Source organism: Mycobacterium sp. NTMscope_Eco_3 (genome assembly GCF_976985685.1).
The window spans coordinates 2,729,646-2,756,088 of sequence record NZ_CDRJYZ010000001.1; the positions used below are offsets into that span (position 1 = coordinate 2,729,646).

24 protein-coding genes are annotated in these 26,443 nt (G+C 61.6%); 6 read left to right on the forward strand and 18 right to left on the reverse strand.

Annotation, left to right across the window (positions count from 1 at the left end):
* The first annotated feature begins 31 nt into the window (after nucleotides 1-31).
* Nucleotides 32-1,159, forward strand: a complete 1,128-nt coding sequence (locus tag AC0KTM_RS12505; protein WP_472417455.1) for an NDMA-dependent alcohol dehydrogenase — start codon at nucleotides 32-34, stop codon at nucleotides 1,157-1,159.
* Here AC0KTM_RS12505 and AC0KTM_RS12510 read toward each other — a convergent pair whose 3' ends face one another.
* Nucleotides 1,160-1,846, reverse strand: a complete 687-nt coding sequence (locus AC0KTM_RS12510; RefSeq protein WP_472415657.1) for a TetR/AcrR family transcriptional regulator — start codon at nucleotides 1,844-1,846, stop codon at nucleotides 1,160-1,162.
* 236 nt (nucleotides 1,847-2,082) lie between these two features.
* Here AC0KTM_RS12510 and AC0KTM_RS12515 point away from each other — a divergent pair, with 236 nt between their 5' ends.
* Entirely contained in the window at nucleotides 2,083-2,607 is a 525-nt protein-coding gene (locus AC0KTM_RS12515) for an SRPBCC family protein (protein WP_472415658.1), read from the forward strand.
* Nucleotides 2,608-3,175: 568 nt separating this feature from the next.
* Here AC0KTM_RS12515 and AC0KTM_RS12520 read toward each other — a convergent pair.
* From AC0KTM_RS12520 to AC0KTM_RS12535, 4 genes are all read right to left on the reverse strand, one after another.
* Nucleotides 3,176-3,895, reverse strand: coding sequence for a FadR/GntR family transcriptional regulator (locus AC0KTM_RS12520; protein ID WP_472415659.1), 720 nt, complete (start codon nucleotides 3,893-3,895; stop codon nucleotides 3,176-3,178).
* A gap of 658 nt (nucleotides 3,896-4,553) precedes the next feature.
* Nucleotides 4,554-4,793, reverse strand: a complete 240-nt coding sequence (locus tag AC0KTM_RS12525; protein ID WP_472415660.1) for a cytochrome C oxidase subunit IV family protein — start codon at nucleotides 4,791-4,793, stop codon at nucleotides 4,554-4,556.
* A complete protein-coding gene (locus tag AC0KTM_RS12530; protein ID WP_472415661.1) occupies nucleotides 4,741-5,451 on the reverse strand; it encodes a cytochrome c oxidase subunit 3 family protein in 711 nt (236 codons plus the stop codon). The genes AC0KTM_RS12525 and AC0KTM_RS12530 overlap by 53 nt, the downstream gene beginning before the upstream one ends.
* Nucleotides 5,415-5,690: a hypothetical protein gene (locus tag AC0KTM_RS12535; protein WP_472415662.1), complete on the reverse strand. Its 276-nt coding sequence runs from the start codon at nucleotides 5,688-5,690 to the stop codon at nucleotides 5,415-5,417. The genes AC0KTM_RS12530 and AC0KTM_RS12535 overlap by 37 nt, the downstream gene beginning before the upstream one ends.
* Before the next feature lie 538 nt (nucleotides 5,691-6,228).
* On the opposite strand from AC0KTM_RS12535, the gene AC0KTM_RS12540 reads away from it, so the two are divergent.
* The 3 genes from AC0KTM_RS12540 (at nucleotide 6,229) to AC0KTM_RS12550 (ending at nucleotide 10,309) form a co-directional block, all read left to right on the forward strand.
* Nucleotides 6,229-6,639, forward strand: a complete 411-nt coding sequence (locus tag AC0KTM_RS12540; protein ID WP_472415663.1) for an aldehyde dehydrogenase family protein — start codon at nucleotides 6,229-6,231, stop codon at nucleotides 6,637-6,639.
* A gap of 386 nt (nucleotides 6,640-7,025) precedes the next feature.
* The gene (locus AC0KTM_RS12545) at nucleotides 7,026-7,460 is read left to right on the forward strand and encodes an MmpS family transport accessory protein (RefSeq protein ID WP_472415664.1); all 435 of its coding nucleotides are present in this window, start codon (nucleotides 7,026-7,028) and stop codon (nucleotides 7,458-7,460) included.
* Complete coding sequence (locus AC0KTM_RS12550) at nucleotides 7,457-10,309, forward strand: MMPL/RND family transporter (protein ID WP_472415665.1); 2,853 nt, start codon at nucleotides 7,457-7,459, stop codon at nucleotides 10,307-10,309. Before AC0KTM_RS12545 ends, AC0KTM_RS12550 begins: the two co-directional genes overlap by 4 nt.
* A 335-nt stretch (nucleotides 10,310-10,644) precedes the next feature.
* Here AC0KTM_RS12550 and AC0KTM_RS12555 read toward each other — a convergent pair whose 3' ends face one another.
* The 13 genes from AC0KTM_RS12555 to AC0KTM_RS12615 all read right to left on the reverse strand — a co-directional run bounded on the left by AC0KTM_RS12555 (nucleotide 10,645) and on the right by AC0KTM_RS12615 (nucleotide 24,713).
* On the reverse strand, nucleotides 10,645-12,033 hold the full coding sequence (locus tag AC0KTM_RS12555) for a linalool dehydratase/isomerase domain-containing protein (RefSeq protein WP_472415666.1): 1,389 nt from the start codon (nucleotides 12,031-12,033) through the stop codon (nucleotides 10,645-10,647).
* A gap of 222 nt (nucleotides 12,034-12,255) precedes the next feature.
* A complete protein-coding gene (locus tag AC0KTM_RS12560) occupies nucleotides 12,256-12,855 on the reverse strand; it encodes a DUF3298 domain-containing protein (protein WP_472415667.1) in 600 nt (199 codons plus the stop codon).
* 224 nt (nucleotides 12,856-13,079) lie between these two features.
* Nucleotides 13,080-13,814 (reverse strand): DUF3329 domain-containing protein, encoded by a 735-nt coding sequence (locus AC0KTM_RS12565; protein ID WP_472415668.1) that lies wholly within the window; start codon nucleotides 13,812-13,814, stop codon nucleotides 13,080-13,082.
* 11 nt (nucleotides 13,815-13,825) lie between these two features.
* Nucleotides 13,826-15,094 (reverse strand): MlaD family protein, encoded by a 1,269-nt coding sequence (locus AC0KTM_RS12570; RefSeq protein ID WP_472417457.1) that lies wholly within the window; start codon nucleotides 15,092-15,094, stop codon nucleotides 13,826-13,828.
* Nucleotides 15,094-16,221: an MlaD family protein gene (locus AC0KTM_RS12575; RefSeq protein ID WP_472415669.1), complete on the reverse strand. Its 1,128-nt coding sequence runs from the start codon at nucleotides 16,219-16,221 to the stop codon at nucleotides 15,094-15,096. Before AC0KTM_RS12575 ends, AC0KTM_RS12570 begins: the two co-directional genes overlap by 1 nt.
* Nucleotides 16,218-17,342, reverse strand: a complete 1,125-nt coding sequence (locus AC0KTM_RS12580) for an MCE family protein (protein ID WP_472415670.1) — start codon at nucleotides 17,340-17,342, stop codon at nucleotides 16,218-16,220. Before AC0KTM_RS12580 ends, AC0KTM_RS12575 begins: the two co-directional genes overlap by 4 nt.
* Nucleotides 17,339-18,421, reverse strand: coding sequence for an MCE family protein (locus AC0KTM_RS12585; protein WP_472415671.1), 1,083 nt, complete (start codon nucleotides 18,419-18,421; stop codon nucleotides 17,339-17,341). Before AC0KTM_RS12585 ends, AC0KTM_RS12580 begins: the two co-directional genes overlap by 4 nt.
* 6 nt (nucleotides 18,422-18,427) lie before the next feature.
* A complete protein-coding gene (locus AC0KTM_RS12590) occupies nucleotides 18,428-19,468 on the reverse strand; it encodes an MCE family protein (RefSeq protein WP_472415672.1) in 1,041 nt (346 codons plus the stop codon).
* A complete protein-coding gene (locus AC0KTM_RS12595; protein WP_472415673.1) occupies nucleotides 19,465-20,961 on the reverse strand; it encodes an MlaD family protein in 1,497 nt (498 codons plus the stop codon). Before AC0KTM_RS12595 ends, AC0KTM_RS12590 begins: the two co-directional genes overlap by 4 nt.
* A gap of 2 nt (nucleotides 20,962-20,963) precedes the next feature.
* Nucleotides 20,964-21,821: an ABC transporter permease gene (locus AC0KTM_RS12600; RefSeq protein ID WP_472415674.1), complete on the reverse strand. Its 858-nt coding sequence runs from the start codon at nucleotides 21,819-21,821 to the stop codon at nucleotides 20,964-20,966.
* A gap of 2 nt (nucleotides 21,822-21,823) precedes the next feature.
* Entirely contained in the window at nucleotides 21,824-22,681 is an 858-nt protein-coding gene (locus AC0KTM_RS12605) for an MlaE family ABC transporter permease (RefSeq protein ID WP_472417459.1), read from the reverse strand.
* A 100-nt stretch (nucleotides 22,682-22,781) separates the two neighbouring features.
* Nucleotides 22,782-23,516: a hypothetical protein gene (locus AC0KTM_RS12610; RefSeq protein WP_472415675.1), complete on the reverse strand. Its 735-nt coding sequence runs from the start codon at nucleotides 23,514-23,516 to the stop codon at nucleotides 22,782-22,784.
* A 237-nt stretch (nucleotides 23,517-23,753) separates the two neighbouring features.
* A complete protein-coding gene (locus AC0KTM_RS12615) occupies nucleotides 23,754-24,713 on the reverse strand; it encodes a FadR/GntR family transcriptional regulator (RefSeq protein WP_472415676.1) in 960 nt (319 codons plus the stop codon).
* Between the two features lie 141 nt (nucleotides 24,714-24,854).
* Here AC0KTM_RS12615 and AC0KTM_RS12620 point away from each other — a divergent pair, with 141 nt between their 5' ends.
* Nucleotides 24,855-26,384, forward strand: coding sequence for a carboxylesterase/lipase family protein (locus AC0KTM_RS12620; RefSeq protein WP_472415677.1), 1,530 nt, complete (start codon nucleotides 24,855-24,857; stop codon nucleotides 26,382-26,384).
* Nucleotides 26,385-26,443: the final 59 nt, after the last annotated feature.

Below are 26,443 nucleotides of genomic sequence, written 5' to 3' on the forward strand. Positions count from 1 at the left end.
GATCGGTTGGCTGTCGATTGAGGAGAAACCATTGCAGACCAGAGCCGCGCTGCTATGGGCGCCGGAATCCCCGTGGAGCGTAGAGACGATCGAACTCGACCCGCCCCGACACGACGAAGTACTCGTCAGGATGCATGCAGCTGGGCTGTGCCACACCGACGAGCACAACGTGACAGGCGACCTCCCCGGCCCCTATCCGTTCATCGGTGGCCACGAAGGGGCCGGCATCGTGGAAGCCGTCGGCGCTGCGGTAACGTCGGTGGCGCCCGGCGATCACGTCGCGATGAGCTTTATCGCCTCTTGCGGCCGCTGCCCGTCGTGCGTCAAAGGCATTCAAAACCTCTGTGATCGTGGGATGTTCATCGCCGAGGGCCGTCCGATCAGCGACGGCACCTTCCGAGCCCGCGCGCGTGGGAAGGAATTAGCCACCGGAAATCTGCTCGGCGCATTCGCCCACCACGCCGTCGTCCACGAGTCATCCGTGATCGCCGTAGATGCCGATGTCCCACTGGAACTCGCAGCGTTGGTCAGTTGCGGCGTCGCCACTGGCTGGGGCTCCAGTGTCTACGCGGCGCAGGTACGTTCAGGAGAAGCGGTGGTCATCGTCGGGCTCGGCGGCATCGGGATGAACGCCGTACAAGGGGCGCGATCAGCGGGCGCCGCAGACATCATCGCTATCGACCCGCTGGACTGGAAACGCGACCGGGCCAAGGTGTTCGGCGCCACCCACACGGCGGACTCCGTCGAATCCGCACTCGGCCTCGTTGCCGAGGTCACCCAGGGCCAGATGGCGGACTGCGCGGTCATCACCACTTCCACCGCGCGCCCCGAATTGATGGGTCCGACACTCAATCTCGTCGGCAAGCGGGGCCGGATGATTGTCACCGCCGTAGCCGAGGCTGGCCAGACGAAGATCGACTTGAGCCTGGCGGAGTTGATGTTCTACGAGAAGACCGTTCGAGGCGCTTTATACGGATCCGCCAACCCTCGCTACGACGTGCCCAATCTACTCCGTCTGTATTCCCGCGGAGAGCTGCAACTCGACGAGCTCATCACCAGACGGTACCGCCTAGACGACATCAACGAAGGTTTCGAAGATATGCGGTCTGGCAAGAACATTCGCGGCGTCATCATGATGGACGACGGCTTGGTCGACTAGTCAGTCGTCAATCGTGGACTTCAGTCCGCGCAGGACCAAGTCGAGCATCGTGTCGAACTCATCATCCGAACCGAACCGCACGTCAGGCGTCTCGCCTTCCGGGAGGCGTCCGACAGCTCGCAACGTCTGTTCAATCCGCTCCCGGTACTCGGTCGATTCCTGGAGATCTTCGTCGCGCAGGGCGGAAGCGAGCGTGAAGACGGACAGGCCGTAGAACGATCGGACCGCCAAACTCGGTTCGATCCCGCCGTCGATCATGGCGTCGACGTGGCGGCGGACGTGGGTCACGATCTCGTCGCGGGTCTCATTGCTCGCCGGCAGCACCTGGGCCCGATAAAACAGCAGATCCGCCAGTGTGGGATGACGCTTCAGACTGTCCCGCACGGCGTGATAGTGGGCCCGCAACTCAACATCCCAGTCCACGCCCTGGAGATCGACGTGTTGGTCATACAGCTCAATACCGGCGCGACGGGCCATCGCGTCGAGTAGTGCATCACGGTTACGAAAATACGAGTAGAACGTCATCGCGCCCACGCCGAGTCTCTCAGCGAGCGCGGCTATGGTCATTTTGTCCAGGCCGGCCTCACGCGTAAGTTCCAAGGCAGCCTCGACGATTTGACCCTCGGTCAACGAGCGCTGCACGCCGCCACGCCGAGGCTTGGCCGACCGTCGCGACGACGAACTCATGACCTACTCATACCCCATCACCGGCCACCTAACGTCCTCCACACTACGCAGCGGCACCACGGTCGAGTCCTCAGCCGACGTCCGGCGCCATTCCCGGAACCTTCAATCCGTATCTCATACGGTATGCGCATTGACACGTTCTCGCGCCAATGCCACGCTAATTCTGGACCCGGCCGATCGGCCACCGCATCCGCAGTCAGCCCGATCAAGTCGTGTTGAGCCGAACGACCCGACAAATGGAGCAGCTCGCCATGGGAATTCTGAAGAGCGTCGGACCGGATTTCATCGACAGTGCCCCGGTGCGCGTGCAACGCAGCAGTGTCATCAATGCCCCGTTGGGCGAGGTGTTCGCGACGGTCGCGGCTGACCCTTCCAGCTGGGGGCAGTGGTGCCCCGGCTTCTCCACATCCAGTCGGTGGACCTCGTCCCCGCCCTATGGCGTGGGCAGTGAGCGCACGATGCACGCCTTCGGATCGGACATCGTGGAGGAGATCCTGATCTGGGACGAGAACCGTCGGTGGACGTTCCGGATCAAGGAATCCGGCATGGGTGCGTTCAGTGCATTCGCCGAGGACTGGAGATTCGAAACGGTCACGCCCACCTCGACTAGGGCAACTTGGTCGATGGCGGCCGACAGCCCGATGCCGAAGCCAATTCTTAAGGCGTGGTTGTCCATTCAGATTGTGGTCATGATGCAGGTCGCTTCGCGACGGCTGGAGAAACTGCTGCGCGGGAACTCGGCACCGCATGGCGGCCAGTGACGGCATGGGCGGTCGAACCCGAAAACATCACGAATACCGTGTGCTGGTTCGGCCACCGCGGCCACCCGGCCCCAATACGGTGCTCGGGCTGCTGTCGCGCTGGGGCGAGGGCAGCGATCCGGCGTCGCCGCCCCGCGGCGAGCAACCGGGGCCGCCGGCCGGTGCACACCCGATAACAACTGCTGGGGGCGAGCACCACGAATAGCGAGCTGGTAAGCAACAGAACGGTGTTGGCGGTGCCCACGCGATGTTCAGGTGGGCGTGATCCTCGGCGAAGGGGGCGCGGTTCTTGCCCGGGAGTGCATGAATGTCGGGAAAACAACGCGAATACCGTCATGCCGCCAAGGACGAAAACCCAAATCCCTTCCTCGCGGGGGATTCTAGGCATGGCGACGTGACAGCAGTCGGCACCCGCGCCGCGTTGGCCAGCCAACCTCGCTATTGTGCTGATAAAACGCGACATTTAAATACCGCGTCGCCTGGCTCGCTCAACTGGCTAGCAGGTAAGTCTCTCTCCCCCCCCCCATTGGTTGGAGAAATACCTCGAGCCGTTGTTGGATCGCGAGCGTCACTCCTCGCCGAAGAGGGCCGACTGTCCCATGAAGTAGACGTTTAATGATGCTTGCGCCCGTCGTGCCTTGCTGACATTGCCTTTTCGGATCGCGCTGGCCAGCAGTTTGTGCCCATCGCGTAGCTGTTGTGTGTAAGCGGTGAGCAATTCCGGTGAGATAACGGGCGCGACTGCGGGCTGAAGGTCGACCACGAGGTCGATTAGCACCGATTCGAACAGTGCCAGCGATGGGCTATCGCAGAGTTCGGCGAGCAGGCGAGCCGCCTCGACCGTGATTTCGAAGACGGTGTCGAGGGTCATCTCGGCGTCGTTGGTCCAGACCTCATCGACATAGTCGGCAAACCGGTGCCGTGCCGATTCGTCGGGATTAGCTGCTGCGCTTGCCGCCGCCTGAGGCCCGATTAGCTCAACGCAACTGAGCAGATCGGCGACATGAGCGCCCTGGCGCCGTAGCAGGGCCGAGGCGGAACGAGAAACCACCCGAACAGACGGTGTGCTCGCAAAGAAACCACCGCTGTTGCCAGGCCGGACCAACACGAGTCCTTCGAATTCGAGTGCCCGCATTGCCTGGCGGATCGTCGGGAGGCTGACCTCAAAGCGGTTGGCGAGGTCGTCTGCAGAACCGATGTGATCACCATCGGACAACTCACCGATGATCTGAACCCGCAAACGCTCGGCGATCGCCTCAGCGGCGCTCGGCTCTTGACGTTGCCTCATCAACACAGTCTCACAGACGCTGGCATTGGTTTGACCGGCTGCTGCCTCGCGCCACCTCGGTTTTCTCCCGCGACCGGACGTCTCGCGTGATTCCCGACCGCCGTCGGACTAGCCATGGCCTGCGAAATCGTCAACGAGCTCGGCGAGGTCGGTTCCGTCGGCGGCCCCGGGCGGGCCCGAAGAGTGGCGCCCTGCGGGCACGGCGAGCGTGCCCAACACCCTGGCAGCAATGGCGACCGGGGAGTACCCGACGCAAGGTGATGCACCTAACGCCGAAGGCACGGATGAGCCGGTCTTTGACTGTCCCGTCCTCGGATTCGCACGAAATCGTCTTGACCGCGGCTGCTCCAATTCGCCACCTCGGTGGCGTAGTGCTGTGGCGTCTCGGGATCGCCCAACGTCATCGGCATAACTCGGACGACGACGGACGTGACAGTGTCCGCGAATTGCCCGAGATGGTCACGATGGCCCTCTAGTGAGATCGTGTCGTTTGTCAGGAACGCGCTGTGCGGGGATTGCACCCGAACCTCGATGTCGGCTGGGTCGCGGCCTTCGGCCGCGAGAAGTCCCTGGAGATCCTTGATCGGCGTGGCGGACAATCCACTAGTTGTGAAGCGTCGCCCGCGGACGAGTACACGACCCGGCGCGCTCGCACTGGCTACTGCACGACGAGGCCGAGAGTGACAAGCACGAGGAACACCGCGAGCACGTAACCCTCGAAAACCATCCGTAGAGGTTTGGGCGCAATCCGCAGGTCCATGAAATGGATGCCGATGAGTCGCACCTTGAATAGCGCTATGCCGATCAGCACCACGGCGGCTGCCGAGGTGACAACACTGCCTTGCTCAATCCTGACGACCGATGAGGCAAACGTGAGCCCCAACAACGCCAACCACACCCCGGTCACTCGATGTGTCGCGGTCATCGAGCAAGTAAAACAGTGCGAACAGGACAACCCACAGCAGATCGACCATGTGCCAAAAGATTCCGCAGGTCTCAGAAAGCACGGTCTGGCGATCGGTCAGCTCTCCGTGTCGAGTGATCGCGATGAGCCGGGTGAGCAACACGCATCCGATGAGCACGTGGCCTAGGTGGATGCCGGTGAAAATGAAGTAGTAGGAGAAGTATTCGCCGCTGCCCACCGTCTTGCCGCCGACAAACAGGTGGGACCACTCCACGGCCTTGATCGCCACGAAACCGAGGCCGCAAGCCAGGCCCGCGGCGAGCAATCGTGGCGCCGACCGGTGTAGACCGGATAACACGCGGTGGACGGCGAGCACCACGAATAACGAGCTGGTAAGCAGCAGAACGGTGTTGGCGGTGCCCAACGCCATGTTGAGCTGGGTGTGATCCTCACCGAAGCGGTCGGGGTTCTTGCCCCGGGAATACATGAATGTAGCGAAGAACAGCGCGAACACTGTCATGTCGCCGAGGACGAAAACCCAAATCCCTTCCTCGCCAGGAATCCTAGGCTTCGGCGACGTGACAGCAGTCGGCACCTCCGAGCGCATCTCCGAGATCATGCCAGAGTTCTTTCGAACGGCGCTGATCCGCACGCTCCCTCAGCCGCGGCGGTCGGCTGCGCTTCGATCGTCGCCGGCAGCTCCGAGGTGATCAGCGCTATCCACGCGCCGAAGACCATAGCCAGCATCCAAAAGCCGAGTACACCATCATGAGCGAACACGCGGGTTATGAACAGCAGGGGAACGCCGACGAAGAGGAATGCGCAACAGAAGCCGGGAGCACGAAGGCCGCACCGCTCCAACGCCATTGCTTTCTGCACGCCAGTCGCCATTGTGGATCTCCCCGTCTCTACGCGGCGGGTTGTGCACGACGCCGTCGAGCTGGTCCAACCGCCATTGTGCTAGTACAATACTCCTATTCAGATGCCGCGTCTTGACAAGCTCAACGGGTGCAGCGGGGCCTCCCCGCGTTGCGGGTTGGATGATTGGTTCGAGTTGGTTTTGGGTCGATTGGGTGTCATTGCTCGGTGGTAGGGCCCGACGGTGCGATGAGATAGCTTCACGATGCTTCGGCCCGTCGCGCGTCGGTGATGTTGCTGTTTCTGATTGCGTCGGCCGGCAATTTGTGCCCGTCGCGTAACTGCTTTGTGTAAGCGGTAAGCAGTGCTGGTGAGACCACAAGCACGATCGGCTCACGAACCGGCCGCTCGTGTGCTTCCTCCTGCCAGTCAAACCATGCGTCGCGAAATCGTCAAAAGGCGCGGCGAGGTCGCCACCGATGGCGGCCGGGCCCGATCAGCTGCGCCTTGCGGAGTCGCGCCGAAGTGCTTAAGATCATCCTGCTAACACAATGGCCACGGGGAGGACGCGATGGCGGGCGTCGACGGCGGCACCGGAGTGCACGCGTCGACCACCCGCCCAGTAATGGCCGGCGAGATCTTCGGCTCGATCGTTCCAATCCAGACCGTCGAATCTCCAGATATCGCAGGCGAATTCGTCAACTCCAGGCCAAGTCCGCTGAGCCTGTGCGCGTTCGCTGCACCGTCGTCGCAACGCGGCTCTGAACTCGTCTCTCGCCTCCTGTTGGGGGGCGTATTGATCAGCCTGGCGATGCACTGCCTGGTTCCACAGCTGCCGTTCGGCGGCGTAGCTTCCAGCGGCGTGGGCGCCCATCACGGCCGCTGGGGGCGGCAGACCGAGACCCACCGCCGCTTCGTACTGCTTAAGCCAGCAAAACCCGACCCACGATGGTTTATCTGCCACATGCCGATCCGGCGCTGAGCGACCCTGACCGAAAGCGGACCGCGAAATGCCGACCTGCCTATGTCATATCTGACCGCCAAGCTTACAACAGTGTTCTTGCAAAGTAATTCGCCCTCAATGTTGAGCTCTGCGGTTGTGTTGATGGCCCTTCATCACACCGACAAGTCGCATTCAACGAGTCCATATGACCCCAGCCCGGGTCAATGGGTAATCGGCGCTATCGGGATTACACAGCAACCGCTTTCCACACGTGGCGTGGAAGGGCGCTACTTCGCGGCCCAGCGTCCGACCGAATCCCATCGCCCTGCGGCTGCACTTCGATGCGCCTGCGCCGAAGGAGGGCCAATGACACGCACATTCACTGATCCAATTCAGCCCAATCACCGCTCGATACAGGGAGTCTCATGCTGAGGAGAGTCCGCCGGTCCTGGCTGCCGCTGCTGGTACTGGTGGCGTTCGCGATCGGTGCGTTCGTGGTGTACCGGATGCACGGGGTTTTCGGGTCGGACAACGAGATCACCCGCGACGGTTCGGGCATCGCCGACGACGCCGCGCTATTTAACCCCAAGCGGGTGACTTATGAGGTGTTCGGGACGGCTGGGGCGATCGCGACGATCAATTACCTTGACCTGTCGGCAAACCCGCGAAGCGTCAAGCATGTGCCACTTCCGTGGTCGCTCACACTGTCGACCACATCGCCGGCGATCAGTCCGATCCTGATCGCTCAGGCCAGCACCGAGACCATCGGCTGCCGTATCACTGTCGACGGCACAGTCAAGGACGAGAAGTCGACCCAGGGCGTCGATGCTTTCACCTTCTGCCAGGTGAAATCGGCATGACCACCGACACCATGGGCACTCGACCGATCATCCCCCGTTTCATTCGAACGTTCGCGGTGCCGATCTTGGTGGGGTGGGTAGCGCTGGCCGTATTGCTAAGCGTGGCTGTCCCCTCCTTGGAGGACGTGGGTCAGCAACAGTCGGTGTCACTCAGTCCCACGAATGGTCCCTCGATGCAGGCTATGAAGCACATCGGACATGTTTTTAAAGAATCCGACACCGACGCCACGGCGATGATCGTGTTCGAAGGCGACCAACCACTGGGGGACCAGGCCCACAGTTATTACGCAGACCTGATCAAGAAACTCAAGGCCGACACCGCGAATGTCGAACACGTGCAGGATTTCTGGGGAGACCCCCTGACGGCCGCCGGAGCACAAAGCGGCGATGGCAAGGCCACCTATGTGCAACTCAATTTGGCGGGAAACCTAGGCGAGGCCCGAGCCAACGAATCCATCGCCGCGGTGCGCCAGATCATTGCCAGCACACCAGCGCCGGCCGGCATCCACGTATATCCAACCGGCGCTACCGCACTGATCGCTGATCAGCACCACGTCGGCGACAAGAGCCTCAAGTTGATCACGGCGCTAACCCTGCTGGTCATTTTGGTCAGCTTGTTTATGGTCTATCGGTCCATCACCACCGTTGCACTCGTGCTGGTGATGGTGATCCTGGAAGTGATGGCCGCACGCGGTGTGGTCGCCGCCCTCGGGCACTACAACCTGATCGGATTGTCGACCTTCTCGGTGAACCTACTGACCGTGCTGGGCATCGCGGCGGGCACCGACTACGCGATCTTCGTCCTGGGCCGGTACCACGAGGGCCGCAATATCGGCGAGGACCGCCAAGCCGCCTTCGACACGATGTATCGCGGCACCGCCCATGTCATCCTCGGTTCGGGCCTAACGATCGCCGGAGCGACATACTGCCTGCACTTCACCCGGTTGCCATACTTCGAGACGCTGGGTGTTCCATTGGCGATCGGCATCACGGTAGCGGTGCTGGCATCCTTGACCATGGCGCCGGCGATGCTGGTGATCGGAAGCCGGTTCGGACTCTTCGAGGCGAAACGGGCCGCGCGGACCCGTGGCTGGCGACGGGTGGGAACGGCCGTGGTCCGGTGGCCGGGGCCGATCCTGGCCGCGGCCTGCGCGCTGGCGCTGGTTGGGCTCCTCGCGCTGCCCGGCTACAAGACCAGCTACAACGACCGCAGGTATATGCCGACCAACATTCCCTCGATGCAGGGGTTCGTCGCTGCCGAACGGCATTTCTCCCAGGCCCGGATGAATCCTGAAGTCCTGATGGTTCAAACCGACCGGGATCTACGCAATTCCGCGGACATGCTGATCATCGAACGCATTGCCCGCAACGTCTTTCACACCCAAGGAATCGCGCGGGTCCAGACCATCACGCGGCCGTTGGGTGCCCCGATCGACCACACCTCCATTCCGTATCAGATCGGCACGCAAGCGGTGAGCCAAGAGTTGACGCACGACTACATGCAGGCCCAGACGGACAACATGCTGGTCATGGCCAGCCAGATGGACACCATGATCACCACCATGGAAACCATGATCGGGATCATGAAAGAGCTCACCGGAGCTACCCATGACATCGTTAAGCAGACGAAATCCATGGTGACCGAAGTCAACGAATTACGGGACCACATCTCAGATTTCGACGATTCCTTCCGGCCGGTCCGCAGCTATTTCTACTGGGAGAAGCACTGCTTCGACGTCCCGGCGTGCTGGTCACTGCGGTCGGTGTTCGACACCTTGGATGGCATCGACACGCTCAGCGACGCCATCAGCGAGCTGATACCTCAGATGGACAAACTCGACTCGATCATGCCCCAAATGGTGAAGATGCTGACACCGATGGTCACGACAATGAAGTCGATGCACGCCATGATGCTGTCGGTGCACAGCACGATGGCCGGACTGCAGGACCAAAGCGCCGCGATGCAGGGCAAAGGCAATTCGATGGGTCAGGCCTTCGACACATCCAAGAACGACGACTCGTTCTATCTACCTCCGGAAGCGTTCGACAACCCTGACTTCAAACGGGGCATGAACATGTTCATCGCACCGAACGGAAAAGCGGTTCGCTTCATCATCTCTCACCTAGGAGACCCCGCCACCGCCGAGGGCATCGCCCACGTCAATGCGATCAAGAACGCCACCTTCGAGGCCATCAAAGGCACACCACTGGAGGACGCGCGCATCTATATCGCCGGCACCGCGGCCACCGCCAAAGACATGAAAGAGGGATCCACCTACGACCTGTTGATCGCCGGAGTAGGAGCACTGATCCTGATCTTCATCGTCATGCTGATCTTGACCCGCGCCGTCGTCGCCGCAGCAGTCATCGTTGGCACCGTCCTGCTCTCCCTCGGGGCGTCTTTCGGACTGTCCCTGCTTTTCTGGCAGTACCTCCTGGGCTACGAGTTGCACTGGTTCATCCTGGCAATGTCGGTGATCATCCTGCTGGCGGTTGGATCGGACTACAACCTGCTACTGGTATCCCGATTCAAAGAAGAAATCCACGCCGGTATCAAGACCGGCATCATCCGGTCGATGGCCGACACCGGCGCCGTCGTCACCTCGGCTGGTCTGGTATTCGCCTTCACCATGATCTCCATGGGAGCCAGCGCCCTTCTCATCCTCGGCCAGGTCGGCACCACCATTGGCTTAGGCTTGCTGTTCGACACACTCGTGGTGCGATCTTTCATGACGCCCTCGATCGCCGCGCTGCTGGGCCGCTGGTTCTGGTGGCCTCAACGAGTACGTACCAGGCCCATGGCAATTCCACCTGCACCTCGACGTGAAACCCGATACGTCTCAGCATGATTCGGGAGTATCCGGCGGCGATCGTGGCCTCAAAACATCAGCGCCGCAACATCTCACGTGTTGAAGAACAACACCTCGCTGTGTCGCGTCCCGGTTCTTACGTAATCCGAGAGATGTAGTCGATATCTCACTGCCGTCTGAACTTGCTCAGCGGCCAGCCGTCGTGGTAGTTGACTTAATTAGCTTGCGGTTCGGGTAGCGTACGTCCTTTGGCCCCCAGCAGAACTCTTTCTGCGGAGACAAGAATATCCGTTCACGCCGATTGTCAGCGCTGGACCTATGACGATGGCCAGTTTCCAGCGTCAAGCTGGAGCAAGAGCGCTGTCCATCTAGCGTTAGGTCGATGGCCCGGCGGGACTGATGACGATTTCGGTGCGTTCACTCAAGTCCATATCTAGGTATCCGCGGCCGGCGCCGTCGGCGGCCAGCTCACTTGCTGTAGACCCGGAAATCCGATAGCTGCTCCCCGGGCGCAGACGGTCGATCCCCAACCGGACGCGCCGTGCCCCGTCACCAGGACACAGGACGAGGTCAAGTGCGAGTCCGTCGGTTACTGCTTTTGCGACCAGGACATCGGGATAGGCCACCCCGACCAGGCGCGGACCCGTGCGCCAGTGATCAGGCAAGTTCCCGTTGACTAGATCCTGCAGCGCATGCGGTCGAGCGAAACTGGCGAAGGCGCACATGGCATGGGAGAAATTGGATTCGCCCTCGCAGCGGCGGGCGCCGTTCTGCCACACAGGAGTAGCGTTGTCATCCAACGATTCTCGCAACGCATCACCAATGGCGGTTTCTCCGATCTCCATGGCGGCCGTAGTCAGCGCCGCCTTGATGACCCGGTCCTTGATCAGCTTCCACGCCTTGCCGCGCAAAGTAACTGTGCCACCGTCGAACTCGATGAATTTATCCCGGATCACCGTCCAGGTGCGTTCGGCCAGGTCGGGCATGATCGGACTGAGCGTGTACACCATCCCAGCGTCGTTCGCCAACACAGGTCCTGCGAGGGTGATGGAGGGCCCCAAGCGAATGGTGACGAATCGGCCGTTCTTCCGCAGCCATTTGTCTTTATGGTAGCTGTCGCGAACTCGCTGAATCAGGGATGCTCCGATATCGTCGTTGTGCAGTCGGTCATGGAATGCGAGAGTGTTCATTGCGAACGCATTGCACATTGGGTAGATCAGGTGTGGCTCACACGGGTATTGAGCGCTTTTCTTGTTGGCCAACATATTGGCGCGCACGGCCTTGGCAAGCCGGACGAAATCGTACTCGTGCACGATTTCCTCATTCCAGCGCAGCGGCAGTGATCCTGGACGGCTAAAGACATCATCATTGAGGGTTTCATACAGCCCCAACATGAAGCCGAACCATGCGCTGTACATCACGTTGGCATGCTTAATCGGATCGGTCTGCCAGCGCAAGTATCCCAGCAGGCTTTCCCTCGCCCAATAATCCCACACCCGCTTATCGCACGTTTTCAGGATGAGATTACGTTGGGCCTCCGCGAGATACCCCGAAAAAGCGGGGGTACGCGTGTACTGGTACATCGCCAACGCGTACTGAGAATAGTACAGCTGCATGCGATAACATCGCAGTCCAAATTGGCTCCCGTGGTCAAAGCCATCGAACTGCCCGAGAGGCTGCAGACCCAAATCCAACAAACTGCGTAGCGTGCCTAGGTCGTCAGCGGTGGCCTCACACACGGGCGACGAGAGAATGTTCGACATGCCCACCTCGTATCTGTTTATGCGGCCGGAAACGCCGCGTTGTCAATCTCCGGGCCGCGGCGGCGCGAAAGAGGAGCAAAACCTGGCGCAACCGCTCGCCTACCAGTCAGACGCCGCAATCCCCGAAGTGCAGCGCCAAACAGATAAGTCATCGCCAAGCAGCACGCCATCGGTCTCCTAGTCCGTGCTTTGTAGTCACGTCCGATACCGCCGAACTCGGGGTCAGCTCATGAGCGGCAGGAATTCCGGTGCTATGAGGTCTTGTATGTTGACCCAGGGCACTGTGATCACTTTGAGCCCCCGTCCGAATTGGATATCGGGGAAGTGCAACTCGACTCCTTGCGCGGTGGGAATCCAGTTCTTGAAGTTGATATCGAGCGGGGCGAGTCCGCCACCGCGGCCCCAGTCGCCGGGGTGAGGCGGCGGATAGACGGTCGGCAGGATCGCCGCGGTCTGTTCGGACAGCCGAGTCAGGCCGGCCGTCTTATCGCGAAACAGATTGTCCCAGGTGATGAGGATTCCGCTGCGGTTGTCGAACACTACGGTGGCCACCGTGGGCAACGGCATATTGGGTTCAGCGGTGTTGTATCGGCCGACAAAGAGCTCCGAAACCGTGATCGGGCGGACGGAAGCCGTGCCGGTCGCGTCGAAAGTCCAGAAGTGCTTTGTCGATGCGTCCCACGTGTATTGCTGCACCTCTCGCATGGCCTCGGCGTCAATGCCAGCGTTGATGGCGGCGCCGACATCGGGGTTACCGCCGTCGACCCGTTGATAGTGAACGCTCCAGGTACCCAAGCCATCAGGGCTGGCGCCGGCCACCATGCCAGGCACAACGGCCAAGCTGAGCCCATTGGCGATGGGTTCGGCCCGGGCCGCGGTCACCGCAGACAACGGGATCGCAGCGACCGTCGCTAATACCAACAACAATCGACGAGGTATCCGCATAGCGTTCACGCCGACTTACCTCCACTTTCCGCAGACGACACTGCTGTTCGTTGTATTCAGGGAGAACCGCGCGTGGCTTTCGCAGTATTGAGTTGATGGAGCTATTTGAGGTCAACTTTGCTTGCTAGCCAACGGTTGTCGATGAGTTCCATCGTCATCGCAACTCTGCTGCGGTCGATACGCGGTTGGGGATTGGCGGTGTTCCTGATCGATTGATCGATGAAGATCAGGACCTCGACCTTCGTCTTGGTCGCCGATTTGATGGCCGACTCGATGACGATGCCCTTGCTCATGGCCTTGTTGTCGATAAGGAGTTGGCGCAGTTGGCTGGCCGACTGGCTGTACATGTCTTTGAATCCGCCGGTGGCGCCGTCGAGCACCTGGGTGAAATTCTGGTCGACATTATTGGTGTCAATGCTCGTCAAGATGACGGCATATTTTTGGGCTGCTGCCAGGGCGGCGCGCCCGGCCGCGGCGGTGTCGTTCTGCTGTTTGAGTTGCCAACCCAGGAACCCCGACAATCCCAATGCCGCAACGAAAACAACGCCCGCAGCCGCGGCAAGAATGCGTCGAAGCCACCGTCGGCGACGCGAGGGTAGCGGGGTCTCACTGTCGACAACGTTGTCGGCGTCTTCACCGTCGTCAGTGGCGTTGGGATGGTCGGCACCATCGGCATCATCGTCGGGTAACCCGGTTGGCTCGCTGGAACCGAGTTCCGTTGTACTACCGGCCTTTCCGATTTCTTCAGGCGTCGCCTCGGTGTCCGGCGGACCGTCTTCAGTCAGCTTATCGAAGACGCTTTGTCCATTTGCTCGCTTGAAGATCTTTGTCGCCATAGCGGTGTCTCCTAGTTGGGTACTTTCAAGGGCAGCTGCGGCCCGCCGTATGGTGTGGGCATTGTGTTGGGGCCCACTGGTGTTGGGTCGGTTTGCGCGAGGGGGTCATAGCCCGGGGGCGGGCCCGCGGTGTCATCGCCGGGCGGTCGTGGCGCATTGCGGGCACCGCGAATCAGCACAGCGGGGTCGGGATCAGCGCAATACGTGTAGAGGTACGGCTCGGGGAAATCGGGCACGGTGGGTGGCCGTCGCGGCAGGTTGTAGTCGCAACCGTAACGCGGGTAGATGTCCGCGATCGCCCAGAAGGCGCCGTCGTGGATAATGCTGCGTAGGGCATCTAACGCCGACGGCCGCGGGGCGGCTAACAGTGCCTGCAACGCGGGAATATGGGCATACGATACCTGTGCGATTGTGGTGAGATTGACCAGCAATTGGGCCATGGTGTCGGAATTGTCGGCAAAGATCGAGTCTAGTGCGGTCAAGGGCGCACTGCCGCGATCGAGCAGACGGCGAACGCCGCCGTCCATCGCATTAACCCCACGCAGGATGTCCTGCAGGTTCTGAGACGTGTGATGCAGACCCGGGCTGACGTCGGCCAGCGTCGTTAACACAGTGCGGCTGGTGCGCAGGACGCTAACGGTTTGCGGCAGTACCGAATCGAGCGTCGAGATTAAAAAGGCGCCGCCGTCTAACAGTGCTGCCAGCTTCTGCGGACCCTGGTGTCCCACCCGCAGCTCATCGGTGATGACGGCAAGTTTTCGGGGATCCAGCTGAGCCAGCAACCCGTCGCCGCCAGCGAGCAGTCGCGCCAACGACACCGGAACGGCTGTCTGGTTTTCCCCGACAACGCTGCCGTCGGTCAATGCCGGTCCCCGCTCGCCCACCGGCCGAAAATCCAGATACTGTTCGCCGGCCGGCGACAGACCCGAGACACGCACGGCGCTGTTCTTGGGCACTCGCACGTTGGCGTCGATTGCGGCGAGCGCCACCACACCGGTGCCGCTGAAGTCGACCGACTCGACCCGGCCGATCGGTACTCCGCGCAGCGTCACGTCCTGGTTGGGTAACAACCCACCCGACTCGGGCAGGAGCACCCGCACCGAGATCGTCGAGCGTGCTGGATTGATGCCCAACGATCCCACCACGATGTAGGTCGCGGCGACGAGCAGGGTCAAGACAAGACCGCCCACCGACGCCGTAAGCCGGCGGCGCGTCAGCGTCCGGACGGAGTCGATGATCAGACGCGCCGACCACTCCAGCGGATTCGTTGACACAACCATCACCGGGGCCGATGCTCCGGTCCGTATATCCGGCTCAGCAACAGGTTCCACTCGTATCTGAGGCTGCCGACCATGGCATGCCAATCGGTGCCGTCGGGCAAGTGAAATTCCGGATCACCAGGGTAGTTCTTGTCGGGTAAAGCACCGATGGCGAGTTGCGTAACGATCCCATCGGCGTGTATCGCGGTCGAATCGGTCCATTTGATGAATTCCCCCATTATCGAATTGAACGGGGTCAAGCTGAGATTGGGATCGACGCTGACGTCGTTGAACATCGCCGACAAGCGGTTGAGGTCCGCAATCGCGCTGCGGGTGTCGGTGCCCCGCAAGGATGGGAACCGATTGAGCTGCTTAGTGATACGTGCGACCGCCTCGACGGTGTCGGCCAGCTCTGCGGTATTTTCTCTGATCGCGCTGGTCGCCGGCGCCGCTGCCGTGATGGCCTCATTCAGGGTGTCCCGACGTGCCGACAGGCTGGTGGCCAATTCATTGGTACTGCGCAGTGCACGATCGATCTGATTCGAGCGAGCGTTCAGCCGCGATATCAGAGCGTTGGAGTGCTGCAGGAGCGCGGCAACCTTCTCGCCGCGTCCGCCGGCCGCCGAACCGGCGCCGTTGACGACCGACACCAGCCGGCGGATGGCACCTCCGTTAACCAGCAGCGCCGCCGAAGAGAGGACTTCTTCGATGGGCGCCGAGGCGGATGTGGAGTTCAATGCGATTGTGTCGCCGTCGCGCAACAACGGCGCACCGGGAGTTTCGTTGGGGCCGGGTCGAATTGCGACGAATATGTCACCGAGCGGAGTAGCCGAACGCAGCTCCGCGGTGGCACCGACGTGCAACCGGACATCAGTGTTGACCCGCATCCTCACGTACGCGGTGAAGTTGTGTGCACGTATTGATTCCACTTCACCGATGTCGGCGCCGTTGAGCTTGACCTTCGCCTGTGCAGGCAAATTCAGCGCGTCGGAGAATAGAGCAGTCAAGGAGATACCGGCGCCGGCGCGACCGGGTGCCGGCAACGGCACACTGTCCAATCCGGTGGCGCAGCCGGCAAGCAGCATGGTCAACCCGGCCGCCACCACACTTCGCCAGCCGCGGCAGAGGACATCTGCGCCGTGCGTCACGGACGCCCCCCCGCCATTTTTTCTAGCATGCCGACTACGCCGTCGCCCAGGAAGCGCATGCCGAAGTCCGGTCCGTAATCGGTGATCGTGCCCGTTGCGCATCCCAAGTCTTTGATTGCCGCGAGATTGCAGACCTCCTTTGTCAATTGGGAATCGACGAGGAGTTTGTCAACGAGTGCGTGTGCGCGGATGGCCCCGAAGTTGCTGTCGATCGAGTTGTAAATGTTGTCGGCAAGCAGGGGCAGAACGTCGAGCGTCTCTGCTAAGTCGCGGCGATGGTCGGACACGGCCTTGGTGAGGATTTGGAAATCGCCGACGGCGCCCTTGAGTCGATCGCGGTTGGCTTGCAGCAGCGAGTCCGCTTGAGCCAGTATCTGATTGAGCTTAGCGCCGGTGTCGCCCGTGCCCACGTGCTGGTCGGCGAGGATGTCGCTGAGCTGGCGGATGTTCGAACCGAATCCGCGTATAGCGGTGTCGTTGTCGGCGGCTGCCTGTGTCAGCTCCGCGAGATTAGTCACGATCGCCTGGATGTCCTTCTTGGTCTGGGCTCCGTTGTCGGCGCCCAGACGCAGCGCCTGCGAGAGCTGATCGAGGGTCGCTTTGATGTTCGCTCCCTTGCCGGTGGCCATTTGGTCGCCGATGGTGACCAGATCGGCTACCGGCCCGGACCCCCTGCCGTCACCGCGCAGGGCCAGCGAGAGTTTATTGACCATTGCCAGTGTCCGGTCGAACTCGACCGGTGTGCGAGTTCGGGTCAGGCCCAGCACGTCGCCGTTCTTCATCTTCGGCCCGCTGCGGTAGGCGGGGGTCAGTTCGATGTGGCGATCGGTCAGGATCGACGTGGAGACGGTTACGGCTTGAACATCGGCGGGGATGTCGACACCCTTGTCGATCTCGAGTTTGACTTCGACGTAGCTGTCTTTGGGGACGATGCTGGTCACTTTCCCGACCGGCATGCCCAACACGGACACGTCGTTGCCCTTGTAGAGCCCGATGCTGTCCTCGAACTGGGCCGTCATCGTCATGCGCCGGTCGACATCGCCTGGTATCACGGCGAAGCCTGCGACAGCTAGCCCTGTTGCGATCAGCGCTGCCACGGCTGCTACACGCGTGCGGCTCATCGCTGCGCCCTTGCCGGATCGGGCGGGGGCCAACCGGGAAATGGATCTGGTGCTGGTTGGCAGTCCTTGAAGTATTCGGGCAGATTGAACTGTTTGGCGCGTGCGCTGAGCGCACACATCCATGAGTCGATGAAGATACCGGCAGGAACGTTGAGGTCGAGCGAGGTCCCGCTACCACTGACGTTGGTGAGGTTACGCAATGGCAGCGGCATGGCTTGGAGTGTGTTGCGGAGTAGTGCGTCTTTTTCAGCGATCATGTGGGAGAAGTCCCGCATATTTATCAGCATGCGGTTGATCGCCGGCGAGTCATCGAGGATGGTCTTGATCGTGTTGACCAACGCGGTCGCGCTGGCGAACAGCCGCTGCACCGCGGCACGCCGGGAGACTATCTCAGCCAACAGGTCTCGACCGTCTAGGACCAGTGATCCAAGATCTGCTTTCTGATTGCGGATCAGCGCGGTGACAGTATCGACACTCCTGAGTAGGGAGCCGATCTGATCGCGCCGCCCGGAAATGACAGCGGCGAGCGATTTCACGTTATCCAGTGCTTGGGGTAGCGCGTCGGGCACACCGGCGAGGCCGTGGGACAGGGTGGTCATCGATTCGGCGACGCGATCGGCATCCAGCTGTTCGAAGGTGGTCGTCGCATCCGTCAGCGTCTTTTGCAGATCGTAGGGAACCGATGTGTTTGCCAAACCGATCCTGTGGTGATCGAGGTCGCCGGCACCTGCCGGGGACAACTCGAGGTAACGTGATCCCAGCAGGGTGGTCAGTTTGATCGCAGCCCGCGTGTCGCTGCCCAGGTGAATGTCGTTGCGTACTTTGAATTTTACGATGACACGGTCGCGGGCCAGGTCCACACCCTTGACAGCACCCACGGGAATCCCAGCGATCGTGACCTGGTCGCCCGGATGAATCTGGGCTGCCTGGAGGAACTCGCCCTGATAGCCGTTCTGACTCAACGACATTCGGCCGATCCCAACGACCACTACCACCACCACCGCGATGACGGCCACCGAGATGGTACCCAGCCAGATCTTGTTGTATCCCTCGATGGGGCGCTTGAACCGCTCAAACATGGTGTATCACCTACAAACCGATGAATGCTGGATGATATTGCCCGGTGACGCAAGTCGAACAACGGCGGGAATCAGCCGACCAAGAAATGCGAAGATCGTGGAATTGACGTCGCATATGTAAGCGTCGGCATAGCTTCCCGCCTGGCTTACCCGAGCAAGGCCCTTTAGCAAGATAATGGTGTTCGCCCCCATATAAGAGAAGCGATCCCGACCTTCACCGGCGAGGTGCCCGAGGATTCCAGGCTCACGGCTAATGAGTTCCCGCAGATCGGGATAGATGTTGTTAGTGATCGTCGCCAGCCGAGCCACCGCCGCGTTGATCGAACCCGCCGATGTCACCAACTGATCGCGCCGGTTCGCGAGAATCACCATGATATCCCGGGTTTGATGAATCACTGCGTTCAGGTTGCCGTCCTGTTTCGCCAGATTGCTGACCACGTCGTTGAGGTTGCTGATGACCTCGCCAAGGACTTGATCGGGCCCGGCCAGCGACTCGGCAAGCGCCGACGTTTGTGTGATCAGTGTCAGTACTGATCCGGAATCGCCTTGCAGCGCTTGGATGATCGCGGTCGTGAGGTTGTCCACTTGCCGAGGGTCCAGCAGGGTGAACAGCGGTTCGAACCCGTTGAGTAGGTAGGCGATGTCAAATGACGGCTTGGTGTGTTTGAGGGGGATCTGTCCACGGTTCGTCAGCAGTCTTCGGTCACCCGAGGTTCCCGGTGACAGTCCGAGATATCGCTGTCCGATGATGTTCTGGTAGGTCACCGATGCGACGGTGTCGTCGTAGACCGGTTGGTCGCGCTGCACCTGGAAGGTGACTTTGGCGAGCGTGCCGTCCAGGTCGACTCGATCCACCCGTCCGACACGAACTCCGGCCACCCGAACGTCATCACCGGCGTGCAACCCGGAAACATCGGTGAAGGTCGCCGAGTAGATGTTCGTTGGGCCGGCGACCTCACGGCGCAGCGTTACCAACACCATCCAGGTCGCCACTGTCGCCACTGCCAGGAATAGGCTCAGCCCGATCAACGGCTTGCGATAACTCATCGTCCACCCCCGGGATCCGGCGCAATATGCGCCGTCGCTCCACGCGCCAGCGGCCCTAACAGCAACTCAGTGGCGGCATTCGCGTGACCACCCACGATGAAGCTCAACTGGTCTCTCTCCTGACGACTACCGACTGGGCCGACGTTGCCGCCGATGACGGCCGATTGCGGTTGCAAACTCGGCAGACCGGGTTGGGCCGGAAGCCCCTGTGGCGGTGGGGATTCGGCCGGGAGCATCGGTTGGGGTCCGGGTGTGCCTTGTTCGGGAGCAGGCGGACCTTCGCCGACCTCGCCCGCATGCGTCATCGATTCTCGCGGCGGGGCCAGGTTGGGCCGATTCTCTGAGACACCCGGCGGCAGCGGCAGGCCCCGAGACCCCAGTGCCGGCGTCAACGACGGGGCGACCGGCACCTCCGGTGCCGTGAAGCAGCTCGGGCCTTTCAACTCTCCGTAGCGGGGGCAGTCCGCGCGCACGTACGTCCGGGAAGGCGTGAATGAGATAACCGCCTTGGCAACTCCCGAATGTGTTCGCGGATCCACCGCGGTGTTGAACTCGCCCATAGTCTTTGCCATCCGGCCAATGATCGTGCGGGTGATGTCAGAGTTATCGGCGAGCACACCCAACATAGGCGTCAGCTGGGTGCTGATGTTGATCAGTCTGTCAGTTTGATGGTCAAAGGCATCGGCGACCTCTCCTACCGTGTTCAGCCCGGCGGACAGGAAATCAGTTAACGCGGCACGCTTCTCGGCAAGGGTCTGCATTGGTTTCACCGCGCTCGCCAGGGCGTCGAAAAGGTCGGGCGCGGCCTTCCGCAGGCTGTCAGCGGCGGCAGTGAGGGAGGCAATCGTGGACGGGCCCGTGTCGTCACCGACAACGGTATTCAGCTGGTTGACAATGTCATTCAGGTCTTTGCCGGCGTCTTCCAGCCGATCACCGCGTCCCTGAGTGGCCTCACCCAACGCCGTCAGCCATCCGATACTGTCGGCGGACGGCTCACGCCCCACCGCGGTAAGCACCGCCCGGAACTTGTTCAACGTGGTCTGAAAGAGCACGGTCGGCAAACTTTGGTCCTCGTGGATGACCGCGCCGGCCCGCAACGGTGCCGAGCCCTTACCGCTATCCACCAACTGGATCGAAGACACGGCGAAGACATTGGACGGTACCACCCGCGCCGTCACCGTATTGGGGATCCCCGACACGTATTGGGGCTTGAGGTCGATACGGACAATGTTGGATCGTCTCTCCCCGGCGGAAACGACATCGGATACGAATCCGACGAGGACACCTCGGAACTTCACGTCCGACTTGGCCGGCAATCCATCGCCCACATTGACCAGCTCGGCGCTGACCCGCACGATCGGGTCCAGTCTGCCTTGGTATTTGGCAATCATGAGGGCGGTGACGGCGGCCACGATCAGCAGGAAGGAGACACCCGCCGCAAAGAGCCGTCCGTTGGACGGACCGCGGCCTCCGTAGTCGAATGAGTTCGGCATGGCTATCCGCCGAACCTCGCGCCGGCGTCGACGCCCCACAAGGCCATCGTCAGCAGCGCGTTCAAGATGATGACGACGGTGATGCTCGCGCGCAGTGCGTGCCCAGCTGCTACACCAACACCCTCGGGACCGCCGAACGCGAAATACCCGTAGTAGCACTGAATAGCCGACGCGACGAAGACGAAGATGACGGCTTTGATCGTCGCGTACACAACATCCCTGCCACTGCTGAACAACGCGAAATAATGCAGATACGTCCCAGGGGATGTATCAGCGATCACGCCGACCACAATCTGAGCAGACAAGTACGCGATCGCCAGGCAGGCCAGGAATAGCGGAATAGTTGCGGCGACCGATGCCACGACGCGGGTCGTCACCAGATAGGGAATGGGTTTGATGGCCATGGCGTCCAGCGCGTCGATCTCTTCGGCGATACGCATGGCACCTAATTGCGCGGTGAAGCGACAACCCGCCTGCGTGGTAAACGCAAGGGCGATCATGATCGGCACCAGTTCGCGCGTCGATCCCCACGAGGACAACAACCCGGTCGCTGGCCCCAGGCCCAGCAAGCTCAAGGTGGCATAGCCCTCGATGGCCAGCAGCGCACCCGCGGTGACTCCTAAAACCATTGCGACGCCGACGGTTCCGCCACCGACGACAATCGCCCCGTTGCCCCACGAGATGTCCGACAGATTTCGCAGGAATTCGTTACGGTACCGGCGCAGGGTGATTGGGACCGTTGCCAGTACTCCGCCGAAGAAGTACAGCATGTGACCGGCTTTGGCCACCGTGAGTGCGCCCACACCCGCCGCTCGGACGAAGGGCCGGGTGCCCGCGGGCAGATAGTTCGTACTCACCATGGCTACAGGGTCGCCCTCGGGAACACGAGGATATAGAGCTGACTCATCACCACATTGACGATCATCAGTAGCAATATCGACTCAACCACCGCGGCGTTCACCGAGTTCGCCACCCCGGCGGGACCGCCGCGCGTATCCAAGCCCTTGTGGCAGCCGACGATGGCCACGATCGCCCCGAAAACTATTGCTTTGACCAGGGCCAGGACGAGATCGCTAACGGTCGCGAACGAGGAGAATGTTGACACGAACGTGCCGGGAGTCCCCTGCTGCATGTACACGTTAAAGAGGTAACCCACGAAAAAGCCTGCACAGGTGGCCAATCCGGTCAACGCGACCCCCACCACAATGACCGCAGCGAACCGGGGAACCACCAGCCGCCGGATTACCGAAACACCCATCACTTCCATGGCGTCGATTTCTTCGCGCATCGTCCGCGAGCCCAAGTCGGCGCTGACTGCCGAGCCCACAGCCGCCGCGAGCAGGATCGCCGCCACCAGCGGAGCACCCTGGCGGATCACCACCAGCCCATTCGCCGCGCCGGCCAACGACTGGGCACCGACTTGCCCAGCAAGTACCGAGAACTGGATCGACAAAGTGACGCCCACCGGAACTGTCACCAACAACGTTGGGACAGCTACGGTCCCAGCCATAAACGCCGCTTGCCGGACGAACTCCCCCACCACGAATCGACCGGTGAACAGATCGACGCAAAAGTATTGAATGGTGCGGATACCTAGCATTACCTGGCCGCCCACCGTGTGCAGCGACTGCAACGGATGTGACCGTAGGTAGCGTTGGCCCCACTGCCCGATCTCCCGGACAGCCGAGCGCTCGCCGCTGGGCTCGATCGGGTTCCGCATCTCCGCAGTAGCAGTCACCGAAGTGTCCTTAGCGGCCCCATGGACCCATTGGCCAAGTTGCGCAGCAGGGTTGCCGACAATTTACCCATGTAGTCGCTCGTCACTCGGTGGGCGCTGTGCCAGCGAATAACCGGGGCTGCTGATCAGCTTCGACGACGGTGGACGCTCCGATAGTCGCCAACAGCTGCCACGTCATGATGATCAGCCAGGCACCGAAGACACTTGCTACAACCCAGAACGCGAGTATTCCGTTCCACGCGAGAGGGCCGGTTTTGAATAGAACCACCAGTCCCGCAGCGATATACAGGAATGCCGCCCAGAAGTTGAAGTAGGCGAGCCAACGTGGAAACACCGGACGGGGTCGGTGATCACTGAAGATCGCAGAGCCGATCGCGAGGCACTCGATGGTACCGAAGGGCCAGTTCATGACGTAGAGTAGCCAGCCCAAGTCGTTAAGCGCCTGGGTGATCTGCGGATCTCTTTCCGGGCGGAAGGAGGCCGCCGCAAATACGAAAGTCGGGACTATTACCGACATCACCAAGACGGCGGTTGTGATCAACTGGATGTAGGTCAGTGGGCTGAATCGTCCCTCGATCTGCTTGATGCGCACGGCGATCAGCGCGCCCAGCGGTGCCGCCAGTCCGGACGATGCCAGCATGATAGCCAGGCCACACCGTTTGATGCCGGTATTGGTCGACCAGAACTGGGCAACCTGGTCGGCGGACTTGATCGCCGCAAAAGGCGGCAACAAGCCGGTTATGACGAATCCGGCACCCATCATGACCAAGAACGCCACGCCGCTCCACGCCATTGCTCTTTGCAGCCCAATGGTCATCTTGCATCCCCCTGCTTCGATCTGGGACGAACACAGTCGCCGATGGCGCCTGCGACGTGATAGATGTTTGCCGTGCGCCTACCTCGGCGGTCATCGCAAGATCAGCTTTCCCGTGAGCCCACTAGCGGTCAGGCTCATTCTGTCACTTAATCAATGTAGAGACCGGCAGGATGAAGGGCAATACCTCCCGAGGATCGACCGCAAAATACTGCCGGGCCCGGAGCGTTCAGGTACCGCCTACACGCTGAGACCGCTGTTGTGCAGATGCTGCGCTTGCCGCGCTGCCGGCATATTGCCGTCGGCTATCGCCCGTGCAAGCAGGACCTGGCTTTCGTGGACGCGGCGAGTCAATCTGTTTAGCAAGTCCGGCGGTGTCATTGGTCTGACTTGCCGTTGGATATCCATCACTAAGTCGGTGAGTACTGCGGCGAACAACGCCAACGGGGGGCTTCCACACAGCTCGCCCATCCTGCGGCTCAACTCAACCGATACTTCCAGCGCCCTGTCGACGTCAGCGTCATCGTGTCCGGACCAGGCCTGTTCGACGTATGCGACGACAGCTTTGCGGCCGGCCACGTTCGGGCTGATGGCGGCGAGCGCTGCGAGTTCGGGCCCCAAGAGTTGGGCACAAATGAGCAGGTCGGCGAGTTGCGTGCCTTGACGTTGGAGCAGTGCAGAAGCCGAGCGCGAGACAACCTGCACCGATGGCGTGCTCGCGAAGTAACCACCGCTATTGCCGCGCCGCACTGTCGCCAGACCATCGGCCTCGAGCACCCTCAGCGCCTGACGCACAGTCGCACTGCTCACCCCGAAACGCTTGGCCAGCTCTTCTGCCAGGCCGATGCGATCCCCCTCATGAAGGTGATCAATGATTTCCCGCCGCAACGTGGCACTGATCTGTTCGGCCGCGTTGGCCGCTCGAGGTTCTGTCACCGCTTCAGTCTTACAGGTGGAGCCATGTTGTCCTCGTATCTTCCGCTCGAACACGGAGGTGCTGCAGCCCTCGCCGACCACTGAGCGGGCAGCAGGGTGTTGCGTTCCAAGACCGGTTGGGCGAGACTCATTCTCTAGCTGAATGAGCTCGAATGCAAAGAGTCGCGCGACTTTGTGTTCCAGGACATCGAAGGGGTCTGGCAGTTGCTGACAACGGCAGAGCGCGCGTTTGCGCGGCTCGCGCGGGCTGGAATCAGCGGTCACAATGCCGCTTGAACCGGTCCCGACGTACTACACAGCGCCACCTGCGAATCCAAGAGGGGCACGGCACAGCAGGCGCAGAGGCCCGCATCAAATCAGCCACCAAAGGCAACCCGATCAGCCAAGGGAAAAGGAGCATTGACGATGGATCCGTCGATACGTCAGGAGCGGGTCGACACCACCGCGGGAACGGTGGTCGGCTTCACCGGCGACGGGGTGGTGCAATGGCGATCGATCCCGTATGCGCGTCCACCGGTGGGAGCGTTGCGACTGCGCGCGCCCCAGCCGCCGGCTCCGTGGACTGGTGCCCGTTACTGCGACGAGTTCGGGTTCGCCGCCCCACAGCCGCAGCTAAAGCTTCCGCGGCTGCTGCGGCCGGTTTTTGCGGCCATAGGGGTCGACGATTCTCAATCCACGAGTGAGGATTGTCTGACGCTCAATGTGGTTGCACCGGCCGAGGCGACCGACGAGCCGTTGCCGGTGATGTTCTACATCCCCGGCGGCGCTTACGTTCTCGGCAGCTCTGCGCCCTACAACGGTTCGGCACTGGCGCGGCGAGGCTGCGTGTACGTGTCGGTCAACTACCGGGTCGGCGCGCTGGGCTGCATGACCCTGTCGTCACTGTCGACTCCCGACATCACCATCGACAGCAACTTGTTCCTGCGTGACCTGGTGATGGCGCTGCGCTGGGTGCGCGACAACATTGCCGGCTTCGGCGGCGACCCCGACAACGTGACGATCTTCGGCACAAGTGCGGGCGCGCACGCGGTGGCCACGCTGCTGGCCGTGCCTCCCGCCCGGGGACTGTTCGCTCGGGCGATCGCCCAGAGTACGACCAAGGGACTGGTTCGGACCGCCGCCGAGGCCGAGGAATACGCCGCGCAACTGGCGGCGCTGCTGGGCGCAGCCCCGCGGCAGGGCGCGGAAGCATTGATGCAGGCCGATCCCGCGCGCCTCATCGCCGCGGTCGACCAGATGCTCAAGTCCACCAGCCGCGAAACGGGCAAGGCTCCGTTCGGCCCATCCATCGACGGCGATTACCTGCCGCAGGACCCGGTAGATGCAATGGCCTGCGGCGATGCGCACCCCGTACCGCTGATCATCGGCAGTACCGCCTACGAGGGCAGGATCTTCACCGGGATAATGGGCAACGCACCCGTGACCGAACCGCTGATCGAAGAAATGCTGGCCGAAACCACCCCGGCCGTCCGCGAACGCATCGAAGCCGCCTACCCCGGCTATCCGAAAGCCGAGGCGTGTATCCGCCTCGGTGGCGACCGTCTGTTCGGAGCCGCAGCCTGGCAGATCGCCGAGGCGCACAGCGAACACAACTCCACGTACGTCTATCGATACGATTACGCGCCGCGCACACTGCAATGGTCGGGAATCGGCGCCACCCACGGCACCGACCTGCTCGCCCTATTCGACGTGTACCGCAACAAATTTGGCAGACTGCTCACGCTCGCGGGCGACCGGCGTTCAGCGTTGCGCGTCAGCGACGACCTGCAATCCCGATTCTTGGCTTTCGCCCGCACCGGCACACCGGGCGCCGGATGGCCCGGCTACACCGACCCCACCCGAGCGGTCATGATCTTCGACCGGAAATCACGCGTGCAAGCCGACCCCGCAGCAGCCCAGCGACTGGCCTGGCAAGAATTCGACGTCGCCGTATGACACACCCAGACGACGGTGCACCAAGGTCGGCTCTGACCCGATACGTCACCCGCACGGCA